The organism is Rhizobium sp. SG_E_25_P2, from assembly GCF_029892285.1.
In the GTDB taxonomy this organism is placed as follows: Bacteria; Pseudomonadota; Alphaproteobacteria; order Rhizobiales; family Rhizobiaceae; genus Rhizobium_E.
Window position 1 is genome coordinate 206,892 of the sequence record NZ_JARXVM010000002.1, and the last position, 23,637, is coordinate 230,528.

The following is a 23,637-nucleotide window of genomic DNA, read 5'->3' on the forward strand; positions in this document are numbered from 1 at the left end:
ACATGTTCAGACACTGGCTGCTCGGAACGACAACCGCCGCCGTGATGGCGCTTTCGCCCTTCGTGGCGCAGGCTCAGGACACGCCCGCCCAGGGTGGTGACATCGTCGTCACTTACAAGGACGACATCACCACGCTCGACCCGGCCATCGGCTATGACTGGGTCAACTGGTCGCTGATCAAGAGCCTCTATTCGCGGCTGATGGATTATGAGCCCGGCACGGCCAATCTCAAGCCGTCGCTGGCCGAAAGCTTCACCGTCGCGCCCGATGGCCTGACCTATACTTTCAAGCTCCGCAAGGGCGTGAAATTCTCCAATGGCCGCGAAGTTGTGGCTTCGGACGTGAAATATTCCATCGAACGCGCCGTCAATCCCAAGACGCAAGGCCCCGGCGCCGGCTTCTTCGGCGCGATCAAGGGTTTTGAGGACGTCACCGGCGGCAAGAGCGAGGCGCTTTCGGGCATCGAGACGCCCGACGCCTCCACTGTCGTCTTCCATCTGTCGCGCCCCGACGCCACCTTCCTGCATGTTCTGGCGATCAACTTCGCCTCGATCGTGCCGAAGGAAGCCGTCGAGGCCGCCGCCGGCGATTTCGGCAAGAAGCCTGTTGGCTCAGGCCCGTTCGTCCTCAAGGACTGGACGATCGGCCAGAAGCTCGAATTCGACCGTAACCCTGACTATTTCGTCAAGGACATTCCGCATGTCGACAAGGTGACCATCGAAGTCGGCCAGGAGCCGCTGGTCGCGCTTCTGCGCCTGCAGAAGGGCGAAGTGGATATTGCCGGCGACGGCATCCCGCCGGCGAAATTCCTGGAGATCAAGAATTCGCCCGAAGGCAAGCAGATGATCGTCGATGGCGAGCAGCTGCATACCGGCTACATCACCTTGAACACCAAGGTGAAGCCGTTCGACAACGTCAAGGTGCGCCAGGCCGTCAACATGGCCGTCAACAAGGAGCGCATTACCCGCATCCTCAACGGCCGCGCCACGCCCGCCAACCAGCCGCTGCCGCCCTTGATGCCGGGTTACGACAAGAGCTTCACCGGCTATGCCTATGACGTGGAAAAGGCCGAGGCGCTGCTCGCCGAAGCCGGCTATGCCGACGGTTTCGAGACGGTGCTCTTCTCCACCAACACCGATCCGCAGCCGCGCATCGCCCAGGCGATCCAGCAGGATCTCGCGGCCATCGGCGTCAAGGCGGAAGTCCGCGCGCTCGCCCAGGGCAATGTCATCGCCGCGGGCGGCACGGAAGGCGAAGCGCCGATGATCTGGTCGGGCGGCATGGCCTGGATCGCCGACTTCCCGGATCCGTCCAACTTCTACGGCCCGATCCTCGGCTGCGCCGGCGCGGTGCAGGGCGGCTGGAACTGGTCGTGGTACTGCAACGCGGATCTCGACAAGCGTGCGGTGGAAGCTGATTCCATGTCGGATCCCGCCAAGGCCGCCGAGCGCCAGAAAGTGTGGGGCAAGATCTTCACCGACATCATGGCCGACGCCCCCTGGGTGCCGGTCATCAACGAACGCCGCGTCGTCGCCAAGTCGCTCCGCATGGGCGGCGCCGACAATATCTACATCGACCCCACCCGCGTCATCAATTACGACGCGATCTATGTGAAGCAGCAATAAGTCTGACGCAGCGCGCGCCCCTCATCCGCCCTTCGGGCACCTTCTCCCCGTAAAACGGGGAGAAGGGACGTCTGGGCGAGGTTAGTGCCACATCCTCCTTCTCCCCGCCTGCGGGGAGAAGGTCCCGGCAGGGGGATGAGGGGCCGTCACCGACATAAATATCACTTTCCGGAGGACATCCCCATGTGCGTCGCCTGCACCCACACCATCCACCGCGCCCAGCACAATTTCGGCTGGAACAAGGACTTTGCGCCGGCGCTGACCGCCAGGCCCGGCGAAACTATCCTGTTTGAATGCATGGATTCGTCCGGCGGCCAGATCGGCCGCGACGCTGATCTCGACACGCTTGCGACGCTCGATTTCGGCAAGATCAATCCGGTGTCCGGCCCTGTTTATGTCGAGGGCGCTCAGCCCGGCGACGCGCTGAAAGTCACCATCCGCAAATTCCACCCCTGCGGTTATGGCTGGACCGCCAATATTCCCGGCTTCGGCCTGCTCGCTGACCAGTTCAAGGATCCGGCGCTGCATGTCTGGTCCTATGACACCGCAACCATGGCGCCCTCCGCCTTCGGTCCCGGCGGCCGCGTGCCGCTGAAGCCGTTCACCGGCACGATCGGCGTGGCGCCGGCGGAGCCTGGCCTGCATTCGGTGGTGCCGCCCCGCCGCGTCGGCGGCAATATGGACATCCGCGATCTCACCGCCGGCGTGACGCTCTATTTGCCCGTCGAGGTCGAGGGCGCACTGTTCTCGGTCGGCGACACCCATGCCGCCCAGGGCGACGGCGAAGTCTGCGGCACGGCGATCGAAAGCCAGATGAATGTCGAATTGACGCTCGATCTGGTCAAGGGCGCCAATCTCAAGACGCCGCGCTTCACCACCACCGAACCTGTGACCCGCCATCTCGACGGCGCCGGCTATGAGGTGACGACTGGCATCGGCCCCGATCTAATGACCGGCGCGCGTGAAGCTGTCATGCGCATGATCGATCTGCTGACGGCCGAACACGGCTACAGCGCCGTCGACGCCTATATGCTCTGCTCCGTCTGCGGCGATCTGCGCATCAGCGAAATCGTCGACATGCCCAACTGGGTCGTGTCCTTCTACTTCCCGAGGATCGTGCTCGCGTGATGCCAGTGACTTCGCCCGCCCCCGTTCTTTCCGTCCGCAATCTCACGGTCGACGCCCGCACGCCCGAAGGCCTGAAGCGCATTCTCGACGATGTCAGCTTCGACCTCAAGCCGGGGGAAACGCTGTGTCTGGCGGGCGAATCCGGATCGGGCAAGTCGGTCACCTCGCTCGCCATCATGGGGCTCCTGCCCAAGACGTCGCTCAAAGTCGCCTCGGGCCAGATCCTGCTGTCTGGGCGAGATCTTCTCGGCCTCTCCCACCGGGCGCTCCGGCAAGTGCGCGGCGGAGAAGCGGCGATGATCTTTCAGGAGCCGATGACGTCTCTCAATCCTGTCATGACCATCGGCGCGCAGCTTGAGGAAGCGATCCGCGAACACCAGAAGGATGCGAGTGAAAGCGCATCCTCGATCGCCCGCTCCATGCTGGAAGCGGTGCATATGACCAAGCCTGCCGAGCGACTCACGCAATATCCGCATGAACTCTCGGGCGGCATGCGTCAGCGCGTGATGATCGCCATGGCGCTGTCCTGCCGGCCCAAACTGCTGATCGCCGACGAGCCGACCACCGCGCTTGATGTGACGGTGCAGGCGCAGATCCTGACGCTGATGCGCGAGCTTCGCCGCGAATTCAACACCTCGATCCTGATGATCACCCATGACATGGGCGTGGTGGCCGAAATGGCCGATCGCGTCGCCATCATGCAGCGTGGCCGGATCGTGGAGCAGGGCGACGCGCTCGACATCTTCGACCGTCCGCAGCAAGCCTATACCCGCGAATTGCTCGCCGCCGTGCCCCGGCTCGGAGCCCATGCCGGCACGGATGCGCCGCCGCGCGTCACCGGCGCCGCCCTGCCGCCCAAGGCCGCTGCGCCCGTACTGGAAGTCCGCGATCTCTCGATCACCTATGGCGTCAAGGCCGGTTGGTTCGGCAAGGGTAAGGCCAATGCGCCGACGGTGGACAAGATCAGCTTCTCGATCGAGCCGGGCCAGACGCTCGGCCTGGTCGGCGAAAGCGGTTCGGGCAAATCCACCACCGGCAAGGCGGTGCTCAGCCTCATCCCCTTCACCGGCAGCGTCAAGCTCGCCGGACAGGAGATCTCCGGCCTGTCGCAGACAGCGCTCCGGCCGCTGCGCCGCGCCGCCCAGATGATCTTTCAGGATCCCTATGCCTCGCTCGATCCGCGTATGAGCGTCGGCGCGGCGATTGCCGAGCCGCTGGTTATCCATGGCATCGGCGACGCCAGCGAACGTCGCGATCGGGTTGCGGCGCTTTTGAAGCGCGTCGGCCTGACGCCGGACGCCGCCAGCCGCTATCCGCATGAATTCTCCGGCGGCCAGCGCCAGCGCATCTGCATCGCCCGGGCGCTCGCGCTCGAGCCCCAGCTCATCGTCGCCGACGAAAGCGTCGCCGCCCTCGACGTCTCGGTCCGCGCCCGCGTGCTCGATCTCATGCTGGAGCTCCAGGAGCAGATGGGTCTGGCCTATCTGTTCATCTCCCACGACATGGCGGTTATCGAGAAGATGTCCCACCAAGTCGCGGTGATGCGGGGCGGCAAGATCGTGGAGATGGGAACCCGCCGCGCCGTGTTCGAAAACCCTGGGGATGACTACACCCGCAGCCTGATGGCGGCGGTGCCTGTTCCGGATCCGAAACTCTATCGCGGCGTAAACAAAAGCAGGCAACGATAACGATTCATGGATGGCCTGGAACGCGCATCCGGTCAAAAAGCCGCGCGAGGCCTATGGCGGCGTCAAGGCGGCTGGCGCAGACGTTGAAGCGCGTCGCGATCTATCGGGTTCGCTTCTTGCGATTTGTCTGTTTGTTTTGTCGCATGTCGTCGTCCCGACACCCGCGTCACTTTCGGGCGGCATGCTTCAATGCTTGTCCTGGCGGAGATACACCGCGCCCAGCGCCGCCGGCTCGCCCGACCCTCTTCCCATTAGCGCGGCGAGCAGCAACATCGACAAGGTCAGGGCATAGGGCAACATCATCATCAGATAGACGGGCACATCCGCGCCCACCGCTTGAAGCCTGGGGATCAGCGCGTCGGCGCTGCCGAACAGCAAGGCTCCGAATATGGCGCGCGCCGGGCTCCAGTTTGCAAGAATGACCAGGCCGATGGCGATCCAACCGCGTGCGGCGATCATGTTCTCCACCCAGACATGGCTGGTGGCGATGGTCAGATAGGCGCCAGATAGACCGCAGAGAAGGCCGCAAGCGAGAACAGCCGCCAGGCGGGTCCACTGAATGTCGACGCCGGCCACATCGGCTGAGGCGGGATTTTCACCGGCAGCCCGAAGCCGCAGACCTGATCGCGTGGATGACAGCCACCACCAGATCCCGACGGCAATCAGCGGCGCGAGCAGTGAAACGACGTCCTGCGCCGCAATGAAGCGACCCAGGCTCGTATGCTGGTCGAAGGAAAACTTGTCCCCGAATTTGGGCAGTCCAGGGAAGGTCTTCTGGGTGAACGGTCGTCCGACGACCCCGGTGACGCCAAGCCCTATCGCGACGACCGCAAGCCCGGCCAGGGTTTGGTCGGCACGGAAAACCACCACCGCCAACCCGAACAGCAGCGAGAGCGCTATCGCCGCCGCAGCCCCGGCGGCAAATCCGATCAGTGGGCCATGGCCCGACAAGACCGCAATGGCCGCCGCCATGGCGCCCAGCGCCATCAGGCCTTCGGCGCCGAGATTGAGCACGCCCGCTCGCTCGCTGATGATCAGTCCTAGACAGGCCAGCAGCAAGGGAGTCATGTAGCTGGGGACGATGGCGGCCCAGCCGACCAGGAAGTCCATCATGGCGTTTCCCCCCGGCGTCGGGCCTTGTCCGGAAAATGGATCACATAGGCGCTGAAGAAATTCGCGGTCAGAACCGACATCAGCACCGTGCCCTGCGCAAGCACGATCACCGCTTCGGAAACGCCGTAAAACACCTTCAGGACATTGCCGGCGGTGTAGACAGCTGCGAGCGCCACGGCGACGAAGACCACCCAGAGCGGCCGCGACCGGGCGAGATAGGCGATGACGATGGCGCTGAACAGATAACCGGAACTCAGGGCCTGGCTGAGCCGATGTTCGGTTCCAGACAGGATGACCGCGCCTGCCAAACCCGCAAGCCCGCCCGAAGACAGGGTGACAATGACGGAAACGGCGGTGACCGGAAGTCCGGTCTGGATCGCGGTGCGTCTGTTGAAGCCGATCGCATTGGCGATATAGCCGAGCGGAGACCGTTCGAGCAGGCCATAGACGATCGCGGCGATGATCAGGGCGAGCACGAGACCGGAATGGATTTGTCCCCAGCCCAGCATCGAGAACTGGCTTTCGGCCGGGAACTCCACGGTGATCGGAAAACCGTTGGCGGGATCGCGCCAGACGCCGAACAGCAGGTGCTGCACGAGCAGGAAGGCGATATTGGCTGACAGCAATGTGGTGATCACCTCATTGACGCCGTAGCGCGTTTTCATCCACAGCCATGGCAAAATAAACAGGGCCCCGGCGCAGAACGCCGCGATCAGCCCGAGCGGCAGGCGCAGGGATGCGGGGCCGATCTGGTGGAGGGCCACCCAACTTGCGGCAATCGCGCCCATCCACATCTGCCCCTCGACGCCGATGTTCCAGAAACGGATGCGCATGGCGACCGCCGAGGCGAGACCGACAAGGATCAGGGGCGCCGACGCCGTCAGGGTTTGCGCCAGTCCCTCGCTGGTCAGGAATGTCTGAACGATGAATTCCTGAAGCAGATCGGCGGCTGGAACGCCGACGCCCATCAGGATGCCGGCCGAGAGGCCGAGCCCGACCAGCAGGCCGAGGCCATAGCCGAGCGCGGTGCGCAAGGCGCCGGGATCCTGTCGGCGAACGAGAAATGCGGTGTTAAGCATGGCCGGCCAGCAGGCCTCCGATCCAGTCTGGGGTGACATCGGCGATCACTCTCTCGCCGGCGATCGCGCCGCCGTTGATCACCGCGACCCGATGCGACAAAGCGAGAATTTCCTGTAGATCTTCGCTGATCAGCAGGCAGGCGGCGCCTTGTTCCACCGCTTTTGCTATTGCGCCGCGCACGAAAGCGCTTGCCTTGACGTCCAGTCCGCGCGCCGGCGAATGGGCGATGAGAATTTTCATGCCGGAATCGAGTTCGCGCGCGAGCAAAACTTTCTGGGCGTTGCCGCCGGACAGGAGTTCGGTTCGGCGCCCCGGCGCGGCTCCACGGATATCGAAACGAGCGATCGCCTGTTTGGCGTTCTCATCCAGGCGCTTGCGATTGAGCAGGAAACGGCGACCTGGCGCGCTTTGGGCAATGTCGGTCATGGCCAGATTTTCCGCCACCGTCATTTCCCGGATCAGGCCGCCGGCAAAACGGTCGGCGGGGATAAGTCGCAGGCCCATCGCCCGCCGCGCCTTTGGCGGCAGGTCGTTGACGATTTCGCCGGCGATGGCGATGGTTCCGGAAAGCGGCTTTTGCCCGCCGGAAAGACAGGCCGCCAGTTCTTCCTGTCCGTTGCCGCCCACGCCCGCCAGGCCGAGCACTTCTCCAGCCCGCAAGTGGAGATCAAGACCATGAGCCGATTTCTGTCCGGAAAAGCGGAGCCCACGCACCGAAAGACAGGTGTCGCCGACGCGGCTTGCCGGCCGCGTGTTCGCAGCGATCGCTTCCCCGACGATCAGTGCTCCAATCTCGGCTTCGCGAACATCCGCCATGGGCGCGGACGCCAGCACGGTTCGACCATGCCGCATGACAGTGAGCCGGTCTGAATAATCGGCGACTTCATTGAGTTTGTGCGTGATCAGCACCACCGCAAGCCCCTGATCGGCAAGTCGCCGCGTGAATTCCAGCAGCGAACGGGATTCGTCTTCGGTCAACACCGCGGTGGGTTCGTCGAGAATGAGGATCCGCGCGCCGAGGAGCAGGACTTTCAGAATTTCGGCGCGCTGGCGCTCGGCGATCGACAAAGTCGACACTTTGCGAGACGGATCGATTGTCAGTCCGACGTCCTTCGCCTTCTGCAGAAGCAGCATCGCCGCCTGTCGGGTAGACCGGGCTTGTGCGCCGAGTATGAGCAAAGCGTTCTCGGCGACCGTGAAGCTTTCAACCAGGCGAAAGTGTTGATGGACCATTCCGATCCCCGCCCGCGCGGCCTCGGCGGGTGAGGTCGGCGCAAAGCCCAGGCCATCAAGACGCTGCTCTCCCGCATCCGGCGCATAGATGCCGGCGGCGATGTTCATCAAAGTCGACTTGCCGGCGCCATTTTCGCCGACAAGCGCGTGCACTTCGCCCCAGGATAGGGTGAAACCGGCGTCGTCCAACGCCGGCTTGCCGTCGAACGCCTTGGAAACGCCGAGCATCTCCAAGGCGTTCGGCGTTCCCGGAGGCAATTTGCGCGCAAGACCTGGCGTCATTGGGCGGCGGCGGGCATGGTGCCGGTGACGCCTTCGACGAAATAGTCCATATTCCAGAGCGCGCCGTCATCCACTTTTTCGCCGGCCTTGGCCGCGAGCGAGCCATCCTGTTTTTTCAGCGGGCCCTGGAAAGGATCGAGCGATCCCGCGATCATCGCCTTGCGGGCGGCGTCGATTTTGGCCTTCGTCGCCTCGGAAACGCCCGGTCCAAACGGGGCAAGATCGACGACACCGCTCTCCAGCCCTTCGAAAGCTCCATATTCCTCGGGCGTCCATTTGCCTTCGGTGATCTCCTTGATGGTCGGAACAAGATAACGGTCCCACTGGAAGATCACCGATGTCTGGATGCCCTTGGGCGCTGCGGCGCTCATGTCGATCTGATAGCCGAACGACTTGGCGCCCCGCTTCTCGGCGGCGTCGAGCGCAGACGCCGCGCTCAGGTCTGTTGCGACCACGTCGGCCTTCTGGTCGAGAATGGCTTCGGACACCTGACCCTCCTTGACCGGGTCCCACCAGGAATTGGTGAAGACCGCGATCGTCTCGATCGTCGGATCCACGGATCGGGCGCCTTGCGCAAAGGCGTTGATGTCCCAGTTCACCACCCCGACCGGAAAGCCCGCCAGCATGCCGATCTTCTTGCTCTTGGTTGCGTCCGCCGCGGCGATGCCAGCCAGATACCAGCCTTGATAGGTGCGGGCGTAGAAGCTTTCCAGATTGGGGCCGTTGGTCGTGCCGGAGGCGTTGAGGAAGGCGACGTCGGGATAGGCTTTGGCGGCGTCGGCGATCGGTGCGGAGTAACCATAGGTTGTTCCGACGATAATGTTGAAGCCACGCTTGACGTAGAGATCGATCGCAGCCCGAAGTTTGGTCGCGTCTTCCGGAATGTTCTCCGTCACCGCCACCGGCAGGCCCAACTGTTCCTCGACCGCCTTGCGGCCCTTGTCGATCGCTTCGTTCCAGCCGCCGTCATTGACAGACGCGGCATAGATGAAGGCGACTTTCGGCTCGCTCTTCAAGGTGAAGGCCCACGCGCCTTCAGCGCTGAACGCCAGACCGGCAGTCAAGATTGCGACGGCGAGACAGCCGGCGCGCCCTTGGGAGGTGGATGTCTTTGTCATGTCTGTTCCCTTGTTTTTATTGGGTATTCTCAGAAGTCGCGGCATGCTTGGGCACTCCAAGCGTGCGCGCCGCCCACTCTGGCGAAATTGGCGTCCATCGCGCGGAAATTTCGTTCCTCGCTCTTGTGCGCTGCATTAAAGCCGATTACCGTCGTTCATGCAACATATTTAGTCATGGTCAATTTCTGGGCATATTGTCCATAATCATGGACGAAACAATGGACGTCGATGCACTGGACGCTTTTCTTAAAATCGCCGAACTTCGGTCGCTGTCGGCCGTCGCCAAGCTCTATGGGCAGCCGAAGTCGACGTTGAGCCTGCGCCTGAAGCAACTTGAAGGCGAGTTGGGGACGGAGCTGTTCTTGCGTGAAGGACGAGCGCTTGTCTTGACCGAAGCCGGCCAGACCCTGCGCGCCCATGCGGCGGATATCCTCGGCCGCTGCGAGGCGGCGCGCATGGCGGTCGCCGAAACGCTCGATGACGCCTCTGGCATGTTGCGGATTGGCGCGACCGGCGAGTTCGGCACCGCTTTCTATTCGCAGATGCTGTTCGCCTTTCGCCGCCGCTATCCGAAAGTTCAGCTCGATCTCAGTTTCTTCTCGCCCCACACGCTTTATCTGCCGGAGCGGCAGGAAATGATGGACGCGATCATTTCCTGGGATGACGGCAATACGGCTCGGGGCGGCGCCGAACAGCTCTGGGCTGACCGTTTCTGCCTTTACGCCAGCCGTGACTATCTCGCCAGGATGGGGGAACCGACAACGCCGGCAGATCTCGGCAACCACCAGGCGGTGATGTTTCGCCAGCCTTCCGGACCGCAGCCATGGCTTTTGCAGAAAGACACTGAAGTCGCGTCGGTTCTACCGCGTTGCGACCTCTTCGCCAATGAATATTGGACCGTGAAGTATTTCGCGGTCGCCGGCGAGGGCATCGCCTATCTTCCTTCCTTTTTCACCCAGATCGAATGCGAACGAGGCGATCTCATGCGCGTGTTGCCGGGATGGGAATCGGCGGCCCAACGCGTGACGCTTCGCGTCATGCGGCCGAGCGCACTGTCGCGGCGCATGGGCGCTTTCATCGATTTCTGCCGGGACTATTTTTCGCCGGGCTATGTGTTCAACGGCCCGCGCTACTACGTCGAGACCATCGTCAATCCCCCCGAAGACACCCCTAGAGGAGACCTGCCATGAAAGAACTGCCAACAGGGAACGGCGCGCGCCTGATCAAGGCCGGACTGGACCCGGTCCGCGTGCCATTCGACCAGATCCCCGTGATCGATCTCGAGGCCATGTTCAGCGGCGACGCAGAGGCCAAGGCGGCCCTTGCCGAAAGCCTGCGCAAGGCCTGCACCGAAGTGGGCTTTCTCTACATCAAGAACCACCACTTCCCGAAACACGTGCTGGAGGCGGCGTTTGCCGAAGCCGAGCGCTATTTCGCCCAGTCTGACGAAGACAAGATGCAGGCGCATGTGTCCAAATCCACCAATCTGCGCGGCTATGCCGCCATGCTGGAGGAAAACACCGATCCCACCGCGCGCGGCGATCTGCATGAATCCTTCGATATCGCGCTCGAAGTGCCGGCCGACGATCCCGACGTCCTGGCCGGCAAGGTGCTTTATGGCCCCAATCAGTGGCCGGAAAATCGGCCCGCCTTCCGCCATGCGCTGGAAACCTATCATGCCGAAATGATCAAGCTCAGCCATCATCTCCTGCATGCCTTCGCGCTGGCGCTCGGGCTTGAGGAAACCTATTTCGACGCCATGGTGACCAAGCCGCTCGCGACATTGCGGGTTCTGCATTATCCGCCGCAATTCGGCGAGATCGACGAACGCCAGATCGGCATCGGCGCGCATTCCGACTATGAATGCTTCACTATCCTCGCCCAGCAGGTGGGTATTCCCGCGCTTCAGGTGCTGAACGCCGCCGGCGAATGGATCGCAGCCGACCCGATGGAGGATTGCTTCGTGGTCAATGTCGGCGATCAGATGGCGCGCTGGACCAACGACCTGTTCGCCTCCACCGTCCACCGGGCCATCAATCGCTCGGGCAAGGAGCGCTATTCGATCCCGTTCTTCTTCGGGCCGAATTACGACACGATCGTCGAGGTCCTGCCGAGCTGTGTCGACGAGGCGCATCCCGCCAAATATCCGCCGATCAGTTCTGGCGATTATGTCAACGGTCGCTTCACCGCGACGTTTGCGAGCTATGCCAGCCAGCAGCAGGATGCGCCTGCCGTTTAACGATCCGAGAGCCCATCCCGCGTGTTCTCACAAGGGGTCGCAGCAATGCGGCCCCGATTTGCATCAATCATCGCGATCCCAATCGACCTCATCGTCATCTTTCATTGTCCGATGGGTCGATATTTATGTGGCCAGTTCACCGGGGAGACAAAAATAACCTCGCATCACGCTGTCAGCGCGACAGCCAGTCAGATGCCCCTTGGCGATAAAGGCGGGGTGAGACTGCGGTATGATTGCGGAAAAAGCGGCTGAAGTGTGCGGGGTCGGAAAAGCCGAGGCTGCTCGCGGCGACGCTGAGCGAGTCCTGTGACACCACCGTCAGGCGAATGGCTTGCTCAAGCCGGACGACATTCTGGAACAGGCCTGGCGACATTCCCGTGCAGGCCTTGAATTGTCGGAAAAAATTGGCGCGGCTCATGCCGATTTCGGCGACGATCGCGTCGATTTTGTCAAAATCGCCATGGTTCTGTTGAAAGAGCCTGACCGCCTTGCGGATCCGCCAGTCAAACAGCTGAGGTCGTCCAAACCTGCTCGCGGCATTGTTCACGGGATGAGTCTTATGGATGGTCGAGAGAACGAGTTGGGCCAGCAGGACCTCCATCTCATTGCGAGAAGGAGCGCCGCCGTTCAGGCAATCGACTGCAGCCATCAGAATATGGTAAGTCTCGCGCGACACATGGCCCGAACTCGATTTGAAGAAATCGAGCGGATTTAAATCCGCGCCGTCGGAATTCAGCGCCGCCAGCCAGTCGGATTCGATATAGAGCGCGAGGATCTGCGTTGGCGGCTGACCGGGCCGGAAAACAAATTCATGCGGCCGCCAGGCGTCCACCAGAACCACTGAATCGTCGGTAAGCGGGGCGGGCGCGTCGTCGACGATGAAATGCGAATTTGCCCCGCCGACCTTGAACAGCATATGGCAATGGGGATGTGCATGACGCACGAGGCAATGTCCGAGTTCGACAAGCGCAACTCGACCAAAACTTCCCAACATGACACGTACAGCCGAGGTCATGATCGCACTATACAGAAGTCCGCAGTTTGAAAAAGGGCAGAACCCCCACGAGCGATGAAGTCGTGAATTGACTTGCCGTGGGTGTGAAGCGATACGATAGCGCACGGCGCAAGATATGTGGGAGAAGCCAGTTGGAGGAAGACGAGTCCGCGCGACTGAGGCTGGTTCCCGCCGTGGAGCGCGCCTCCATCATTCTTGATATCGTGGCGGCCTCCAAGCGTTATCCCACCATTTCCGATCTCGCGCGAGAAACATCGCTGCCCAAAAGCACGGTGCATGGGCTGTGCACCACGCTTGCGCATCTCGGCCTGCTGATCCGTCGGCCGGACCAGACATTCGTTCTCGGTCCGCATCTGCTCAAATGGTCGAACGCCTTTGAACGGCAGACCGATGTCGCTGCGGAGTTTGCCGCGCTTTGGGATCAGTCGGACAGTTTTCAGGATGCGGTGGTGTCGCTGTGCATTCTCGACGAGATGGATGTGGTGTTCATCGCCGCGCGACAAAGAAGCGCCCTTGAGCGCTTCGTGGTTCGCCCGGGCATGCGGCTGCCGGCCGCTTTTTGCGCCGCTGGTAAGGCGATGATCGCGCGTTGGAGCGATCACGACATCGCCAGGGCCTTCATATCGTTTCCTCCGCCCTTGACCGAACGCTCGGTGGCTGATGTCGGCGGCTTGCTGAATGAAGTGAAGTCTATTCGCGCCGATGGCGTGGCCATCGAGATCGGCCAGTGCCAGCGAGGCGTGACCAATTTCGGCGCCGCGGTGCTCAACTCGCTCAATCGCACGGTCGCCGCAGTGCTCGTCAGCATCGATTCGGAAGACCTCGGACCCGCCGCCATCGAGAGCGGCTGCGCCAATGCCCGCGATTTGGCCACGCGGCTTTCGCTGCGGCTTGGCGCTGAAGTTTCCGGCTGAAACATACGCTTTTTCACTTTGAATTTTCAGCACGCGGTTTCGCATCAACTTGCCGCGCGGGTTTGAAGCCGCCCGCTCCCGCGCTTGCAGTCGGCATCCTGCAAATGGCCGCAAATCAGGTCGAGCACCATGTCGGTGCTGTCATGCTGGGGAAAGTGACCGTCCTTGCGCAAGATCACCCATTTCATCGGACCCCGCACACGCGTCGACAGCGCGGACATCTGGTGCTGTGCGCCATCGTCTTTCAGACCCTGCACCATCAGCAGCGGCGCGTCCAGCCCGGCGAGTCCGCCGAGAACATGGTCCGGATTGGCCGCGAGCGTTTCCTGCGCGGCGATCCAGCAGCGCAGGGCAAGGTCTGTGTCGCGATGTTCGGCTCCGAGTCGATGGACCTCGTCGATGTGATTGTGATCCGCGAAATGGGCGCCGGTCTGCTCGACCGGCCGATGATCGGCGTGGACCTGCGGCGAGATCGCAACGATGCTCTCCACCTTCAGTGGATTGGCGCAGGCAAACAACATCGCTACGGCGGCGCCGTCGCTATGCGCCACCAGGTCCGCCGTGACGATGTCGAGGGCGCGCATGATGGCGGGCAGAACCCGCAGGGCCTCGTGAGCAAGGAGCGCGGACGGCTCCACGCCCTGGCTGATCGGACTCCTGCCGCGACCGGGCCGTGAATAGGCGACGATGCGGCGTCCGGGATAGCGTGCTTCCAGCCCTTCGGCGATTTCCTCGAAAGACTCCAGGCTGCCGAGGCCATGCGTGATCAGGATGACCGCACGGCCGGCGGTCTTGCCGATATCCAGCAGGTCGATATTGCCCATATCGGTCGTCACGATCCGTCGCCGCAATTCGCGCGGTCTCGCCACGCGCGCAGCCGTCGTGCTCAGGTCTTGTCTGAAACAAAGCATTGATCCCCTCCCAAGGCCAAGGCCTGCGTTGTCCTTCCTCATGTGGACTTACCCAAACCCTTGGCGATGATGGCATTATCAGCGGGGCGTGATAAGCCCTCTGGCCCGCCTCAACTTGCCCCAGAATCTCATTTTTGTAGGGGGAGGGCGGGGCCGGCGCGTCCCGTGTTGCCGGTGGCTGACAGATCCGCCCCCATGCGATGGGAAAGCCGGGCCGCCATGCGCGTCACATTGTCGATGATCGCGGTGCGATCGGTCATCGCGTTCGCATCCAAAGAGAGGCTGACGGCCACGCCCGCAATCGGCCGGTTGCTTCCATCCAGCACGGCTGCGCCATAGCAGACCATGCCTTCGGCGACCTGCTCCTCATCGCAACTATAGCCGTCCCGCCTGATGTCGCGCAGTTCTCCGAGCAGTTCGTCGATGCTGCGGATGCTGCGAGCCGTTCGCGGTTCTGGCAGGCCAGGGGCATAAAGCCGACGGATTTCATAGTCGCTCATATGGCTTAGAAACGCCTTGCCCGTGGCGGTGAAAGCGGCGGGCAGGCGCATACCCACCCTGAATTCAAGGGAGGAGCGGGCGCGCTCGTTGTTGCGCGCGGCGATATAGACCACCTCCGCCCCGTCCTGCACGGTGAGGGTTATGGTGGCGCCCGGCAAACCGGTTTCGTGATCCCATATGGCCGCGAATTCGGTCGCGACATCCGATTGCAGCGCAAAGGCGTTCGACCAGCGTATGACATGGGGGCCGAGCTGGAAGGTTTGGTCGCTGCGCCGGATCAGAAGCTCCAGATTGACCAGTGTTTGGCACAATGAATGCACGCTGGAGCGGGCGATCTTCAATTCCCGAGACAGATCGGACAGGCTGAGAAAGCTCTTGGAGCGCGCCACCATGTCCAGGATGCGTGCGCCTCGTTCCAGCGCCGGCGATTGCTGAGTCTTGGTTTCCCTTGAAGCCATGAAGCGATCCGCAAATTCGATGAGCATCATTTTTCTTCTTGACATTCATATAGCTCGCCGACTAGCGTCCAGTCCAGTGAAAACTGTTCAGCTAATTGAACGTGTATCGGGATATTGGATGTGTGGCGGCTTTCAAGCCCGCATGCGGTGAAAGTGGAGGTTTCAGGCATGGTCATGAGCGTGCGAGACTGGGCTATCCGATTTGGAGACGCCTCGGATCGAGACCCGACGATCGGCGCCATGGCGCGCTATTTCACCTGCCGATATCTGTGGGACATGGGCGCGGCCAAGGTCATCGTGGATGTCCGCGACGGCAAGGTGCACAGCATCAACACCGATCCGCAACCGCTCGACGCCTATGATTTCGCTCTCCGGGCCAGCGCCGCCACCTGGCGCGAATTCGCCAAGGCCGTGCCTGAACCGATGTATCACGGCATCTGGTCGGCCAGCTTTCGCCGCGATCTGAAGATCGAAGGCAACATTCTCGTCATGATGCAGAACCTGCGCAATTTCACGGTTCAGTTCGAGCTGCTTCGCAAGGTCGGCGTGCCGGTCTGAAGACGTTCCCACACCTACAGGAATCACCGGAATGGCCAAGCACTCTCCCGTTATCGGTCGTTACGTCACCATCGAGGTGGACGGTTACGAATACAAGGTTTTCTATCTGAGAAACGGCAGCGGCGTACCACTGGTCTGCCAGCACACGGCGGGTTGCCACAATCATCAGTGGCGTGGACTTCTCGAGGATGAAGCGATCACCTCCAACTATGACGTAATCGCCTACGACCTCGCCCGGCATGGCAAATCCGATCCGCCGCTCAACAAGGAGTGGTGGAAGGAGGAGTATGTGCTGACCGCGCGGCACTATATGAATTTCATCATCACGCTCTGCGATGCGCTGGAGCTTGATCGTCCGATCTTCATGGGATCCAGCTTCGGCGGTAATGTGGCCCTGCAGCTTGCCCTTCATCACCCAGACAAGTTTCGCGCTGTGATTCCTGTCGAGGCGGCCGAACATGCGCCCGGATTCTATCTCGATTGGTGGCGCCATCCGCACGCCAATGCGGCCCAGGTCTGCGCGAGCGGCGTCTGGGATCTCATGGCGCCGCAAAGCCCGGACATGGATCGCTGGCTGACCTGGCATTATTACACACAGGGTTCGGAAGCCTTCAAAGGCGACCTGTTTTTCTATTCCGTCGACCATGATCTCAGGGGCAAACTCGGCAATATCGACACCCGCCGCTGCCCGGTGATCATGATGACCGGCGCCTATGACTATCTCACGCCGCCCGAAGCCACCGAAAACACCGCCCGTCAAATCCCGGGCGGCATCTACATCGAAATGGAGGATATCGGCCACTTCCCGATGTCAGAAAACTATCCGCTGTTCGCAGTCTATTTGAAAGAAGCGCTTCGTCTTATTGAAGCCCGCACCTGAAACCGATTCCGAAAGCGGGAACTGAACCATGAAGATCATTGAATTCGACGACAAGGGCCAGCGCATCGAAACCGAGGCTTCTGCGTCTTCGCGCTCCGGGGCCGGTTCCTCGCTGGCGCCGCGCCCGAATTTCTCCCCGGCCCCGAAGGAAGCGTCGCGCTCGCGGCGCAAGTCTTCGGGGATTGAATTGCATATGTTTCAGACCGGAACGCTGAAAACAAAGACCAAATACATCAAGATGAATCAGGGCGAGGATGCGTTCGAAATCCCTGTACCCTGGTTTCTGATCAAGCATCCCCAAGGTAATGTGGTGATCGACGGCGGCAATGCCGTGGAGACGGCGATCGACAAGCGCGGCCATTGGGGCGCGGTGGTCGACGCTTATGATCCGGTCATGTCCGTCGCCGACAACTGCGTCGACCAGCTGAAGATGGTGGATGTGAGCCCGCAGGACGTGCGCTACGTCGTGCAGTCGCATCTGCATCTCGATCACACCGGCGCGATCGGACGTTTTCCGAAGGCCCAGCATATCGTCCAGCGCAGCGAATATGAATACGCCTTCAAGCCGCACTGGTTTTCCGCCGGCGCCTATATCCGCGCCGATTTTGATCGTCCTGGTCTCAATTGGAAATTCCTCGGCGGAGAATACACCGACAATTTCGACCTGTTTGGCGATGGCGTCGTGCGGATGATCTTTACGCCCGGTCATTCGCCCGGTCACCAGTCCTTCCTGATCACGCTGCCGGAAAGCGGACCGATCCTGCTCACGATCGACGCCGCCTATACTGTGGATCATTGGGAAAACCGGGCGCTGCCGGGACTGGTCACCTCATCGACGCAGGCCGTGGACTCGGTCGCCAAACTGCGCCGCATCGCCCATGACGCCAACGCCATGGTCGTGACGGGCCATGATCCGGTGACCTGGCCTGGTTTCCGAAAGTCCCCCCAGGATTTTTATGACTGATCGCAGGACGGGATCGTCCGTCTTCAACTAGGAGGAGAGTTGGAATGCTACGAAAATTGATATGCGCGGCGGCGTTGATCGCCACGTCGACGACCATGGCGCTCGCCGAAGGCGTCGACGAGCTCAACGCCGATGTCGCCAAGCGCCTATACAACAAGGAAATGCTCGATCCCATGCAGCCGATCGGGCCCAGCAAGTGGCGCGATTTCAAGCCGAAGAAAGGTCCGCCGTGGAAAATCGGCTATGCCTCCTCCTATGCCGGCAACACATGGCGCGCCGCAGCCATGGATGAACTGCAGAAGGTCATCGTTCCCGAATGGCAGAAGCTCGGTTTGCTTTCGGAAGTGGTGATCACCCAGTCCAATCTCAACGACTCCACCCAGATCCAGCAGATCCGCCAGTTGGTCGATCAGGGCGCTGACGCCATCATTCTGTGCTGCTCGAACCCGACCGCGCTCAATGCATCGGTGAAATATGCGGCGGACAAGGGCGTTCCGGTCTTTTCGATGACCGGCTACCTGACCTCCGAATACGCCATCAACTCGTCGGTCAACTATCAGGTCGGCGGCTTTGAGATCGGCAAAGCCATGGCCGATCAGCTCGGCGGCAAAGGCAATGTCCTCGTCGTCGAAGGCATTCCCGGAACCTCCGGCTCCGACAGTCAGAATCGCGGCGTGCTCGCCGGCCTTGCTTCGGCGCCCGACATCAAAGTGGTCGGCTCTGTGGCCGGCATGTGGACCGATCAGGTCGCCCAGGGAGAAGTGCAGAAGTGGCTCGCCACCAATCCCGGCAAGCTCGACGGCATCGTCGTTCAGTCGGCGGCTGAAATGGGCGTGTTGCGCGCGGTGCAGCAGGCCGGTCGCGGCGAGATCCCGGTCGCCATCGGCGGCGAACTCGGCGCACTCTGCTACTGGCGCAAGAACCCCAACTATATCAACGCGTCCTATCAGCTCTGGCCGCCGGCCGACGATATCGAGCTGATGTGGCATATCATGATGCGCACATTGCAGGGCCAGGGCCCCAAGGTTCAGTCGATCCTCGTCGATCCGGTGAAGCTGACCCATGAAGACCTGACCAAGGTGATGGACGAGGACTGCAATCTCGACAGCGCTGAATGGGTGAAGGTCGGCGCCAAGCGTTGGGGTTACGATCCCTCCTATCTGGACGATTTCTTCCTCCGCCCAGCCGATCCCCGCTCCTTCAAGCCCTGACCGGCTGAAGGACTGGCCGCGCCTTGATCGGCGCGGCCACATTCAACGTCTCGCCCCTCAGAACCGTCTCCTTGTTTCATCGGCCGCGACCCGGCCAGATGGGAAGATCCATGACGTCCACTGTTCCAGAAATTGCACAGCCTTCCGGTCGCGAAACCATCCTGGTGCGTGGTGTGAAGAAGTATTTCGGGCCTACGCGGGCGCTCGATGGCGCTTCCTTTTCCGCCCGCGCCGGTGAGATCCATGCGATCGTCGGCGGCAATGGATGCGGCAAAAGCACCATGGCCAAGGTCGTATCGGGCATTCTGCCGGTCGACAGCGGCACGGTTTCCATCCTTGGGGAAACGCCGTCCACTCCGGCGGAAAGCCGGGCCCTCGGTATTTCGACCGTGTATCAGGAAGTGCTGGTCGCGGACGAAAGCTCGGTGGTCGACAATATCTTCATGGGGTCGGACCGGCTTTTCACCAAAACGCTCTCCCAGGAGAGCAAAGTGGCGCGCGCCGCCGAATTGATGCGGGAACTGTCCGGCGAGCCGGTGGATCCGCATGCTCTCGTGGGAACATTGCCGCTTGGGCTCAAGCAGTGGATCACCATTGCCCGGGCGCTGCTGTCCGAACCCAAGATCCTTATTCTGGACGAAAGCTCCGCCGCTCTCGACTTTGACTCCACCGAACGCCTGTTCGCCCGGATGCGCGCGCTCAGGGACCGGGGCGCCACCATTCTGATCGTGACCCATCGGATTGCCGAATTGGTGCGCATTTCCGATCGCGCCACCGTATTTCGCGACGGTCGCGATGTCGGCGTTTTGGACAAGGCCGACATCACCGAAAAGAACTTGCTTCGGCTGATGACGGGAGAAGACCGCTTCGGCAACAGCGCACAGGCCGAAGCGCCGATGCCCAAGACGACGGAGCGGGCCATGAAAGCGCGCCGGATTGCGTTGTGGCCGGAAGCCCATACATTCGATTTCGATCTTCGTCGCGGCGAAGTCGTCGGCATCGCCGGTCTGGATGGCCAGGGCCAGGACGCGTTTGTCCGTGTTCTCGCTGGCGTCATGGCCGCTCATCAGGGGCTGGTGCAGGTGGCCGGGCGCGACGGCGGCTGGGCGCCCGTGCGCGACCTCGCCGAGGCCGTGGCCGGCAAAGTCGCCTATGTCTCGGGCGACCGCAAGCGCGAGGGCATCTTCGCGTCGCTCTCCATTTTTGAAAACATGGTCATGCCGCTCTATCGCGAGAAGAAACGCGGCGGCGTTCTCGGCTTCATCGATCGCGGCACGCTGACCACGATCTTCAAGCGGGAGGCGGAAAACCTGCTGATCAAATTCGGCGTGAAAGAGGACCGCATCACCTCGCTGTCGGGCGGAAACCAGCAGAAAGTGCTGATTGGCCGCGGTTTCGCTATGCGGCCGGATGTGATCATCCTCAACGATCCGGCCCGGGGCATTGATGTCGGTGCGAAGTCCGAACTCTACCGGCATCTGCGCAACTATGCGGAAGAGGGCAGGGCAGTCGTCTACCTGTCCTCGGAAATCGAAGAATTCCTGGGATTTGCCACACGCGTGATCGTCTTCCGCGATGGAGCGCCGTTCGACGCGTTTGACGGCCGGGGTCTCGAGCCGAAAAAGGTGCTGGAGGCCATGTTCGGCCACACAGACGGCCAAGGCCTGGCATCGCCCGGCCACGGGCTGCGTCCCGGTCTTGCACACGCGGCCGGCGCGTCCGGTCCAGCAACTGAAAAGGTCCCGGCCGATGGGCTGCGCATCCGCGTCGATGTGCCTGCGCATCTGAAGCCGCTTGCGACGGCAGCGCCGTCCGCGACGGCAATCGACGCGTCGCCCCTATCGCCGAGCCCGGCCAGGAAACGAATTCGCATCGTTGAATTTGATGAAAACGGCGCGCGTATCGAAAGGGGGCGGCCATGACGCTTGCTGTCAGTCAATCTTCCGGCAAAGCGGGCGCTCCGGCGGATCTCCAGGGCGGGCGCTCCAATCCCTTCCTCCTGATGCCGATCACGCTGTTTTTTGCGCTGCTGTCGATTGCGGTGTTGAGGACGCCCAGTCTGATGACCGCTTCGGGCATCGGGGCCGCCGTCATCGTCGTGACGCCGTTGATTCTGGCCACCTATACGCTGATGGCCTCCACCATTTCGGGTCGCGGCACGGTCGACCTGTCCGTCGGGCCGCTGATCGGCTTCATCAACGTCACGATGATCCAGCTGCATGGCGCGGGCTTGTTGGAAAATCCCATCGCCGTGTTTCTGTATTGCATGGCTGTCGGCGCCGTTTATCAGTTCCTCTTCGCGCTGATCGTCATCTATGTCCGCGTCCAGCCGATCATCGTGTCGCTGTCCGGATATCTGGCGCTTTCGGGCATCAACCTCGTCATCCTGCCGCGGCCTGGCGGCATGGCGCCCCCCTTCATGGCGGAATGGGGTTATGGAACCACGATCTTTTCGCCCGTGCTGATCATTCTCATCGTCGCAACGGTTGCCTGGCTGCTGTTCACCGTGACCGCCTTTTACACGCATTTGCGTCTGATGGGCTCGGACGAGCGCGCAGCCTATACGTCCGGCGTGCCGATCACCGTGGTCCGCATCGGCGCGCATCTGATTTCCGGTTGCTTTGCGGGGCTTGCCGCCATCTGTTTCACGGCGCTGATTTCATCGGGCGACCCTTCGCAGGGCGCCACCTATACGCTGATCGCCGTCACCGCGCTGGTGCTCGGCGGCGCTTCCCTCGGCGGCGGGCGCGGCGGCGTGTTCGGTTCTGCGCTCGGCGCGCTCAACCTCTACATGATCACCTATGTCCTCTCGACCTTCAATTTCGGCGCGGTGCAGAGCTTCGTCACCAATTTGGCCTATGGCGCGATCCTGGTGATTTCGCTGCTCCTGACATTGCTGATCCCGGTCATCCAGCGACATTTCCGTAATTTTTCGCCGCTGCTTTATTTCGTGGCGCTGTCCGTGGTGGTGCTGGGCGTCATTCTACATGCGACCTTCGACTATGCGAGCCTGGGTGCGGCCCCCGCCTATATGCCGGGTCCGATGGACATCAAGGCGGCGATGACCGGCGCGCTCGAGGTCGCATCGCTCTCGCCTGAAACGGTCGCGCTGCGCCTGGGCGCGGCGCAGTCCGTCTTCTTCGTCATTGTGCTTGTGTTCATCGCCGTCTTCTTGCGGCTGGCCGTCAACCAGTCCTCCCGCAACAGTCTCGGACCGGCGGTCGCCGTCATCGTTGCGGCGCTTGTCCTCGGCGGCGCCTGGATTGTCCACGAGACCGCCCTTTCCAGCAATATGACGGAGGCCGTCAACTGATGGAGAAGCTGCCGCAAATCAGCCTTCCGGCTCAAATTCTCGGCCTGGCGATCGCCCTGCTGCTGGCCGGCTTGGGCGCCGGCTTCGGCTTTGCCCAGGGTATGGCGGTGCAGGTCGTCATCCTCTCGGCAATCGCCACGCTCGCGCTGTTTGTCTGGGCCTGGCGCTATATCATTGGCCAATTCGCGAGCGGCGAGACTGCTTCGGCCGAAGGGCCAGGTCAGCTCCAGCTCGCCTGGATGCAGTATCGCTGGCCGCTGATCGGCCTGGTCCTGGTTCTCGCCGCCTTCCTTCTGTTGTCGGTCGCCATCGAGGGTTTCTTCAATATCTGGAACGTCATTTCGCTGGTGATCCTTCTGGCGATTCTGGTGCTGACGCGCACGCTCGGCCGGCAGTTCCAGCAAAACCGGTCGGCCTTCATCGGCATCATGGTGCTGGCGGGACTGTTTTCCGTGGGCTCGATGAACATCGAGGGCTTTTCTTCCGGCAACAACATCAAGTCGATGCTGCTGTTCGCTTCCTTTCTTGGCATAGCCTCGATCGGTCAGACGCTGGTGGCGCTGCTCGGCGGACTGGATCTGTCGATCCCGTTTATTATCGGCGGGGCCAATGTGGGACTTCTCTATCTGATCGGACTCGGCGTGCCGCCATGGCTAGCGACACTGATCGTGCTGGCGATCGGAGCGGGTCTGGGCGTGATCAATGGACTGTTGAGCTATCGCCTGCAGGGCCAGGCGCTGATCGTCACGCTGGGCATGGGCTTCGCCATTTCAGGCGGCGTCCAGATCGTCACCTCTATCGGCTCGGCCTATTCCGGCAATGTCTTCGGCACGGTTCCGGCCTGGCTGTCGAATATCTCGGCCATGAACGGCTCCACTTTCGGGTTGCCGTTCCCGCCGGTCATCCTGATCTGGGCGGTCGTCACGCTCGTGTTGATCATCGGCCTGCGAACGACGGTCTATGGCCGCTATCTCTACGCGCTCGGCGTCAACAGGACATCGGCCAGCCGGGTGATGATCTCGGAGATGCGCTACTGGGTGATCACATACGCGCTGTCCGGCTTCTTCGCCGCGCTGACCGGCGGGTTGCTGCTTGGCTGGTCCGGCGGCGGGTTCATCGGGGTGGGAGACCAGTATCTATTTCTCACGCTCGCAGCCGTGGTGGTCGGCGGAACGTCGCTGCTCGGCGGAGCGGGCGGCTATGGTTTCACGGTCATCGGCGTGCTGGTTTTGCAAGTGCTGTCGAGCTTCCTGGTCGGCATAGGCCTCGATTTCAAATGGCAGCAGTTCATTTTCGGCCTGCTCATCCTGCCCATGGTGGCCCTCTATGCCCGGTCGCCGCACATCCGGACGCAGATCTAGGGAGAACCCAATGCGACATGACTTTGTCCTTCAAAGGAGACGATA

General features: G+C 61.8%; 20 protein-coding genes. 13 read left to right on the plus strand and 7 right to left on the minus strand.

The annotated features are described in order from the left end of the window. The first annotated feature begins 2 nt into the window (after positions 1–2). The 3 genes from M2360_RS04940 to M2360_RS04950 all read left to right on the plus strand — a co-directional run bounded on the left by M2360_RS04940 (position 3) and on the right by M2360_RS04950 (position 4,441). The gene (locus M2360_RS04940; protein WP_280773273.1) at positions 3–1,625 is read left to right on the plus strand and encodes an ABC transporter substrate-binding protein; all 1,623 of its coding nucleotides are present in this window, start codon (positions 3–5) and stop codon (positions 1,623–1,625) included. Between the two features lie 183 nt (positions 1,626–1,808). Next, the gene (locus M2360_RS04945; RefSeq protein ID WP_280773274.1) at positions 1,809–2,753 is read left to right on the plus strand and encodes an acetamidase/formamidase family protein; all 945 of its coding nucleotides are present in this window, start codon (positions 1,809–1,811) and stop codon (positions 2,751–2,753) included. Then, complete coding sequence (locus M2360_RS04950) at positions 2,753–4,441, plus strand: ABC transporter ATP-binding protein (protein WP_280773584.1); 1,689 nt, start codon at positions 2,753–2,755, stop codon at positions 4,439–4,441. Before M2360_RS04945 ends, M2360_RS04950 begins: the two co-directional genes overlap by 1 nt. Positions 4,442–4,627: 186 nt before the next feature. Here the strand turns inward: M2360_RS04950 and M2360_RS04955 are convergent, their stop codons facing one another. The 4 genes from M2360_RS04955 to M2360_RS04970 are packed head-to-tail and all read right to left on the minus strand — an operon-like array spanning position 4,628 to position 9,267. Further along, positions 4,628–5,554 carry an ABC transporter permease gene (locus tag M2360_RS04955; RefSeq protein ID WP_280773275.1) on the minus strand — a complete coding sequence of 309 codons (927 nt, stop codon included), beginning with the start codon at positions 5,552–5,554 and terminating at the stop codon, positions 4,628–4,630. Beyond that, positions 5,551–6,633, minus strand: a complete 1,083-nt coding sequence (locus M2360_RS04960) for an ABC transporter permease (RefSeq protein WP_280773276.1) — start codon at positions 6,631–6,633, stop codon at positions 5,551–5,553. Before M2360_RS04960 ends, M2360_RS04955 begins: the two co-directional genes overlap by 4 nt. Beyond that, complete coding sequence (locus M2360_RS04965; protein ID WP_280773585.1) at positions 6,626–8,095, minus strand: ABC transporter ATP-binding protein; 1,470 nt, start codon at positions 8,093–8,095, stop codon at positions 6,626–6,628. Before M2360_RS04965 ends, M2360_RS04960 begins: the two co-directional genes overlap by 8 nt. A gap of 50 nt (positions 8,096–8,145) precedes the next feature. Then, entirely contained in the window at positions 8,146–9,267 is a 1,122-nt protein-coding gene (locus M2360_RS04970) for a BMP family ABC transporter substrate-binding protein (RefSeq protein ID WP_280773277.1), read from the minus strand. A gap of 218 nt (positions 9,268–9,485) precedes the next feature. Here M2360_RS04970 and M2360_RS04975 point away from each other — a divergent pair, with 218 nt between their 5' ends. Both M2360_RS04975 and M2360_RS04980 read left to right on the plus strand, forming a co-directional pair. Next, positions 9,486–10,457: a LysR family transcriptional regulator gene (locus tag M2360_RS04975; protein WP_280773278.1), complete on the plus strand. Its 972-nt coding sequence runs from the start codon at positions 9,486–9,488 to the stop codon at positions 10,455–10,457. After that, complete coding sequence (locus tag M2360_RS04980; RefSeq protein ID WP_280773279.1) at positions 10,454–11,506, plus strand: 2-oxoglutarate and iron-dependent oxygenase domain-containing protein; 1,053 nt, start codon at positions 10,454–10,456, stop codon at positions 11,504–11,506. The genes M2360_RS04975 and M2360_RS04980 overlap by 4 nt, the downstream gene beginning before the upstream one ends. 172 nt (positions 11,507–11,678) lie before the next feature. Here M2360_RS04980 and M2360_RS04985 read toward each other — a convergent pair whose 3' ends face one another. After that, positions 11,679–12,449, minus strand: coding sequence for an AraC family transcriptional regulator (locus tag M2360_RS04985; protein ID WP_280773280.1), 771 nt, complete (start codon positions 12,447–12,449; stop codon positions 11,679–11,681). A gap of 203 nt (positions 12,450–12,652) precedes the next feature. Between M2360_RS04985 and M2360_RS04990 the strand changes: the two genes are divergently transcribed. Further along, on the plus strand, positions 12,653–13,435 hold the full coding sequence (locus M2360_RS04990; RefSeq protein ID WP_280773281.1) for a helix-turn-helix domain-containing protein: 783 nt from the start codon (positions 12,653–12,655) through the stop codon (positions 13,433–13,435). A 44-nt stretch (positions 13,436–13,479) separates the two neighbouring features. Here M2360_RS04990 and M2360_RS04995 read toward each other — a convergent pair whose 3' ends face one another. Both M2360_RS04995 and M2360_RS05000 read right to left on the minus strand, forming a co-directional pair. Next, complete coding sequence (locus M2360_RS04995; protein ID WP_280773282.1) at positions 13,480–14,259, minus strand: alpha/beta hydrolase; 780 nt, start codon at positions 14,257–14,259, stop codon at positions 13,480–13,482. 215 nt (positions 14,260–14,474) lie between these two features. After that, positions 14,475–15,335 (minus strand): IclR family transcriptional regulator, encoded by an 861-nt coding sequence (locus M2360_RS05000; protein WP_280773283.1) that lies wholly within the window; start codon positions 15,333–15,335, stop codon positions 14,475–14,477. A 90-nt stretch (positions 15,336–15,425) separates the two neighbouring features. Between M2360_RS05000 and M2360_RS05005 the strand changes: the two genes are divergently transcribed. The 7 genes from M2360_RS05005 (at position 15,426) to M2360_RS05035 (ending at position 23,592) form a co-directional block, all read left to right on the plus strand. Further along, the gene (locus M2360_RS05005; protein ID WP_280773284.1) at positions 15,426–15,863 is read left to right on the plus strand and encodes an SCP2 sterol-binding domain-containing protein; all 438 of its coding nucleotides are present in this window, start codon (positions 15,426–15,428) and stop codon (positions 15,861–15,863) included. A gap of 31 nt (positions 15,864–15,894) precedes the next feature. Beyond that, entirely contained in the window at positions 15,895–16,743 is an 849-nt protein-coding gene (locus M2360_RS05010; protein ID WP_280773285.1) for an alpha/beta hydrolase, read from the plus strand. A 193-nt stretch (positions 16,744–16,936) separates the two neighbouring features. Further along, positions 16,937–17,707: an N-acyl homoserine lactonase AttM gene (gene attM, locus M2360_RS05015; RefSeq protein WP_280773586.1), complete on the plus strand. Its 771-nt coding sequence runs from the start codon at positions 16,937–16,939 to the stop codon at positions 17,705–17,707. Positions 17,708–17,751: 44 nt separating this feature from the next. Then, entirely contained in the window at positions 17,752–18,918 is a 1,167-nt protein-coding gene (locus tag M2360_RS05020) for an ABC transporter substrate-binding protein (RefSeq protein ID WP_280773286.1), read from the plus strand. Positions 18,919–19,028: 110 nt separating this feature from the next. Then, positions 19,029–20,840, plus strand: a complete 1,812-nt coding sequence (locus M2360_RS05025; protein WP_280773287.1) for a sugar ABC transporter ATP-binding protein — start codon at positions 19,029–19,031, stop codon at positions 20,838–20,840. After that, complete coding sequence (locus M2360_RS05030) at positions 20,837–22,231, plus strand: hypothetical protein (protein WP_280773288.1); 1,395 nt, start codon at positions 20,837–20,839, stop codon at positions 22,229–22,231. The genes M2360_RS05025 and M2360_RS05030 overlap by 4 nt, the downstream gene beginning before the upstream one ends. Beyond that, positions 22,231–23,592, plus strand: coding sequence for an ABC transporter permease (locus M2360_RS05035; RefSeq protein WP_280773289.1), 1,362 nt, complete (start codon positions 22,231–22,233; stop codon positions 23,590–23,592). Before M2360_RS05030 ends, M2360_RS05035 begins: the two co-directional genes overlap by 1 nt. The last annotated feature ends 45 nt before the right edge of the window (positions 23,593–23,637 follow it).

Excerpts from the sequence above, each read along its gene's own strand:
- M2360_RS04940 (WP_280773273.1), top strand. The coding sequence starts at position 3 with ATGTTCAGACACTGGCTGCTCGGAACGACAACCGCCGCCGTGATGGCG.
- M2360_RS04945 (WP_280773274.1), top strand. The coding sequence starts at position 1,809 with ATGTGCGTCGCCTGCACCCACACCATCCACCGCGCCCAGCACAATTTC.
- M2360_RS04950 (WP_280773584.1), top strand. The coding sequence starts at position 2,753 with ATGCCAGTGACTTCGCCCGCCCCCGTTCTTTCCGTCCGCAATCTCACG.
- M2360_RS04955 (WP_280773275.1), bottom strand. The coding sequence starts at position 5,554 with ATGATGGACTTCCTGGTCGGCTGGGCCGCCATCGTCCCCAGCTACATG.
- M2360_RS04960 (WP_280773276.1), bottom strand. The coding sequence starts at position 6,633 with ATGCTTAACACCGCATTTCTCGTTCGCCGACAGGATCCCGGCGCCTTG.
- M2360_RS04965 (WP_280773585.1), bottom strand. The coding sequence starts at position 8,095 with ATGCTCGGCGTTTCCAAGGCGTTCGACGGCAAGCCGGCGTTGGACGAC.
- M2360_RS04970 (WP_280773277.1), bottom strand. The coding sequence starts at position 9,267 with ATGACAAAGACATCCACCTCCCAAGGGCGCGCCGGCTGTCTCGCCGTC.
- M2360_RS04975 (WP_280773278.1), top strand. The coding sequence starts at position 9,486 with ATGGACGTCGATGCACTGGACGCTTTTCTTAAAATCGCCGAACTTCGG.
- M2360_RS04980 (WP_280773279.1), top strand. The coding sequence starts at position 10,454 with ATGAAAGAACTGCCAACAGGGAACGGCGCGCGCCTGATCAAGGCCGGA.
- M2360_RS04995 (WP_280773282.1), bottom strand. The coding sequence starts at position 14,259 with ATGGGCAATATCGACCTGCTGGATATCGGCAAGACCGCCGGCCGTGCG.
- M2360_RS05000 (WP_280773283.1), bottom strand. The coding sequence starts at position 15,335 with ATGATGCTCATCGAATTTGCGGATCGCTTCATGGCTTCAAGGGAAACC.
- M2360_RS05010 (WP_280773285.1), top strand. The coding sequence starts at position 15,895 with ATGGCCAAGCACTCTCCCGTTATCGGTCGTTACGTCACCATCGAGGTG.
- attM (WP_280773586.1), top strand. The coding sequence starts at position 16,937 with ATGTTTCAGACCGGAACGCTGAAAACAAAGACCAAATACATCAAGATG.
- M2360_RS05020 (WP_280773286.1), top strand. The coding sequence starts at position 17,752 with ATGCTACGAAAATTGATATGCGCGGCGGCGTTGATCGCCACGTCGACG.
- M2360_RS05025 (WP_280773287.1), top strand. The coding sequence starts at position 19,029 with ATGACGTCCACTGTTCCAGAAATTGCACAGCCTTCCGGTCGCGAAACC.
- M2360_RS05030 (WP_280773288.1), top strand. The coding sequence starts at position 20,837 with ATGACGCTTGCTGTCAGTCAATCTTCCGGCAAAGCGGGCGCTCCGGCG.
- M2360_RS05035 (WP_280773289.1), top strand. The coding sequence starts at position 22,231 with ATGGAGAAGCTGCCGCAAATCAGCCTTCCGGCTCAAATTCTCGGCCTG.